The following is a 4,077-nucleotide window of genomic DNA, read 5'->3' as shown; positions in this document are numbered from 1 at the left end:
AATTATATGCTTATTTAGATTTTAGATTATTTCTATATTGCTTTGGAGAAATTCCAATTTGCTTTTTAAATAGAGTATAAAAGTACGATGTATTATTTAATCCTATTAAATCTCCAATCTCTTCTATAGATAAATCTGTGTTTTTTAATAAATCAAGTGAAGTATAAATTCTTTTACTATTAATATATGTAATAATATTAACTCCTAATTCTTTTTTAAATAAGCGAGTTAAATAATCTGGAGATAGACCAATTTCATGAGCAACCTTCTTTACTGTAAGATTAGATGAAATATTTAAATTAATAAACATAAGTGTTTGTTTTATAACTGGTGAATACTTAGAAAGTGAATGCTCTTTAGTAAGAAGGCAATATGAATTTATCATTTTAATATGAAGATTATTGAGCTCTTCTAATGATACTGCTTGTTCAATTTTTATTGACCACTTTCCAGATAATTCATCTAAGTATATAGGAGGTACACCACCAAGGTAAGCTCCTCTACGGAATAGGGTATTAGCAGATAATAATAGATTCTTTGAATTTCTTACTGAATCTTTATTACGAATAATATTTGAACCACTTATAGTTTTTTTCATAAATTCCTTTTGTGCAAGTATTACATCACCATTTTTAATATAGGATATTAATTTATCTTCGCTAGCATATCGCTCCTCAATATCTTTGTACATAGAACTACGATTCATATCCTCAATAAATAAATCATAGCTAGAATCTTGTTTTGGTAAAATACTTAAATCTATAGTATTTAGACGAGGAGCTGTTTGATTTTTAGCAATATATTCATTTATAGTAAATAAAATTTCATAAACTGTTGATGCATCAATAGATGGTAGTGATTGATAATAAAGTTTTAACTTTTTAGCATAATCTAAATTTATTTGTAACTTATTAATAATAGAATAAATTAACTCATCACTAATTGGATTTTCTACAAATGGACCTACAACAAGATGTTCATCATTTTCCTTTGATATACACAGGATATAATGATTTGTATGAAATGGCGTTATAATATTTGTGATAGTTGAATTATCACATTGCTCTAAATATGGTTTTATACATTTTAAAAGATGATGATTTATCATAGAATAAAAATCTAAATCAGGTTCAAAAATAACTGAATCCAATTGACATTCTTTGAAATATTGTACTTTAACAGGAATACATTTTGATAATAACTTTGTTGCAAAATTTATAATATCTGACTGCATAAATATCTCCTTAAAACTAAATTATATTAAAAAATACATAAAAAACGTATATGTTAATATTATAGACGGATATATGAATAAAAAAAAGAAAAAAATTTGTTATAATTTAATCAAGACGTAGGAAAATGTTTGTCTTATGTCATAAAAATATTAAATTATACATGGACATTATATATTTAGATTTAGGGGGAAGAACATATGAGACAAGTATATAATTTTAATACAAAATGGGCATTTTCTAAAGAAGCTACAGAAGCTCCAAAAGTAATGCCAGAAAAATGGTATTGGGTTTCATTACCTCATACTTGGAATGATATAGATGGTCAAGATGGTGGAAATGACCTTTATAGAGGAACAGCTTACTATGCAAAAGAATTAGAAAAAATGGATTTACCAAAAGCTGATAAATACTATTTAGAATTTAATGGAGCTAATTCTTCTGCTACTGTATATGTTAATGGAAAAGAATTAGCACATCATGATGGTGGTTACTCTACATGGAGAGTAGACATTACTGATGTATTAGAAGATAAAAACTTATTTGTAGTTGAAGTAGATAACTCTGCAAATGATAGAGTATATCCACAAAATGCAGACTTTACTTTCTACGGAGGACTTTACAGAAATGTAAATATACTTGCAGTAAATGAATCACACTTTGATTTAGAATACTATGGTGGACCTGGAATAAAGGTTACTCCAGAGGTTGCAGATAAAAATGCAACTGTTGAAGTAGAAGTATTTTTAACTAATGCAAAAGAAAATCAAAAATTAAACTACATATTAAAAGATAGAGAAGGAAATATAGTTGGACAAAAAGAAACTAATGCTAGTGAAACTAAAGTAAGTTTTGAAATTGAAAATGTTCACTTATGGCATGGTAAAAAAGATCCATACTTATACAGTGCTGAAGTTTACTTAAAGCAAGATGATGAAGTTTTAGATAATGTAAGCACTAGATTTGGATGCCGTACTTTTAAAATAGATCCAGAATTAGGATTCATATTAAATGGTGAAGAATATCCTCTAAGAGGGGTTTCTCGTCATCAAGATAGATGGGGAATAGGTAATGCATTACTACCTGAACATCATGAAGAAGATATGGATATGATATGTGAATTAGGAGCAACTACAATACGTCTTGCTCATTACCAACATGACCAATACTTCTACGATTTATGTGATGAGAGAGGTATGGTAATTTGGGCAGAAATACCATACATATCTACACATATGCCAAATGGTAGAGAAAATACAATATCTCAAATGAAGGAATTAATAACTCAAAACTACAACCATCCATCTATAGTTGTATGGGGATTATCAAATGAAATAACTATGTCAGGAGAATCTAGTGAAGATTTAAGAGAAAATCACAGAATATTAAATGATTTAGTACATGAAATGGATAAAACAAGACTTACAACAATAGCTTGTGTATCTATGTGTAGTATGGATGACCCATATGTACAAATACCTGATGTAGTATCATACAACCACTACTTTGGATGGTATGGAGGGGATACATCTATGAATGGTACTTGGTTCGATGAATTCCATGCAAAATATCCAAATATACCAATAGGGTGTAGTGAATACGGATGTGAAGCATTAAACTGGCATACTTCAAATCCAGAACAAGGTGATTATACAGAAGAATATCAAGCATACTATCACGAAGAATTAATAAAGCAATTCTTCTCAAGAAAATATATGTGGGCAACACATGTATGGAATATGTTTGACTTTGGAGCAGATTCACGTAATGAAGGTGGAGAAAATGGACAAAACCATAAAGGTTTAGTTACATTTGACCGTAAATATAAAAAAGATGCTTTCTATGCTTACAAAGCTTGGTTATCTGATGAGCCATTTGTACATATATGTGGTAAGAGATATGTTGATAGAGTAGAAGAAACTACAAAAGTTACTGTTTACTCAAACCAACCAGAAGTAGAATTATTTGCAAATGGTGTAAGCCTTGGAAAACAATCTTCACCAGAACACTTCTTCTATTTCGAAGTACCAAATATGGGAGAAACTACTTTAGAAGCTATAGCTGGTGAGTGTAAAGATAACAGCTTTATACGTAAGGTAGAAGTATTCAATGAAGATTACCGTTTAAAAGAAAAAGGAGCTATATTAAACTGGTTCGATTTAGATATAATAGAAGGTCATTATTCTCTTAATGATAAAATAGATGACATAATGAAATCTGAAGAAGCAGGAAAAATATTTACTGACTTTATGAAACCTTTAATGGCAGGTATGATGGGTGCAGATGAAGTTGGAGAAGATAAAAAAGAAGATGATGGAAGCGGATTAGATAGTTTAATAAAAATGATGGGAAGCTTTACAGTTCTTAGATTAACAAGTCTTCTTGGTGCTGGACATGTAGAAGTTACAAAAGAACAGTTACTTGACTTAAATGATAAGTTAAATAAAGTTAAGTGTCCAGTTRAAKCTTTAGYGTAATATTTGTATTTAGGAGAAAATAAAATGAACAAAGAATTAATTACTCTTGGAGAAGCTATGATTGTATTCATTGCTGAAAATGAAGGTGATTTTACAGATATAGAAAACTTTTCAAAAGGAATTGCTGGAGCAGAGCTAAATGTTAGTATGGGACTTTCAAGATTAGGTCATAAAGTATCTTATATAACAAGATTAGGAAAAGATGTATTTGGTAATTATATTGAAGATGTAATTAATAGAGAAGGAATATTATCTGATAGTATTTCAAAAGATTCTGATTACTCTACAGGATTTTACTTTAAAACAAAAGTAAAAGATGGAGATCCTGAAGTACATTACTTTAGAAAGAACTCTGCAGCAAGCCAAAT

The 4,077-nt window shown here is 29.0% G+C and carries 3 protein-coding genes; 2 read left to right on the top strand and 1 reads right to left on the bottom strand.

Features of this window, described 5'->3' with window-relative positions:
• Positions 1–10: 10 nt before the first annotated feature.
• Positions 11–1,234: an AraC family transcriptional regulator gene (locus tag G3997_RS05100; RefSeq protein WP_296649126.1), complete on the bottom strand. Its 1,224-nt coding sequence runs from the start codon at positions 1,232–1,234 to the stop codon at positions 11–13.
• Between the two features lie 198 nt (positions 1,235–1,432).
• Between G3997_RS05100 and G3997_RS05095 the strand changes: the two genes are divergently transcribed.
• Both G3997_RS05095 and G3997_RS05090 read left to right on the top strand, forming a co-directional pair.
• Positions 1,433–3,709, top strand: a complete 2,277-nt coding sequence (locus G3997_RS05095; protein ID WP_296649121.1) for a glycoside hydrolase family 2 protein — start codon at positions 1,433–1,435, stop codon at positions 3,707–3,709.
• 24 nt (positions 3,710–3,733) lie between these two features.
• Positions 3,734–4,077: PfkB family carbohydrate kinase (locus G3997_RS05090; RefSeq protein WP_296649119.1), on the top strand; the 344-nt coding region annotated here is incomplete at its 3' end.

The sequence above is a fragment of the Romboutsia sp. 13368 genome, assembly GCF_018336475.1.
In the GTDB taxonomy this organism is placed as follows: Bacteria; Bacillota; Clostridia; order Peptostreptococcales; family Peptostreptococcaceae; genus Romboutsia.
Note: the sequence above shows the minus strand (reverse complement) of the source record. Positions and strands in the feature narration are given on the sequence as shown.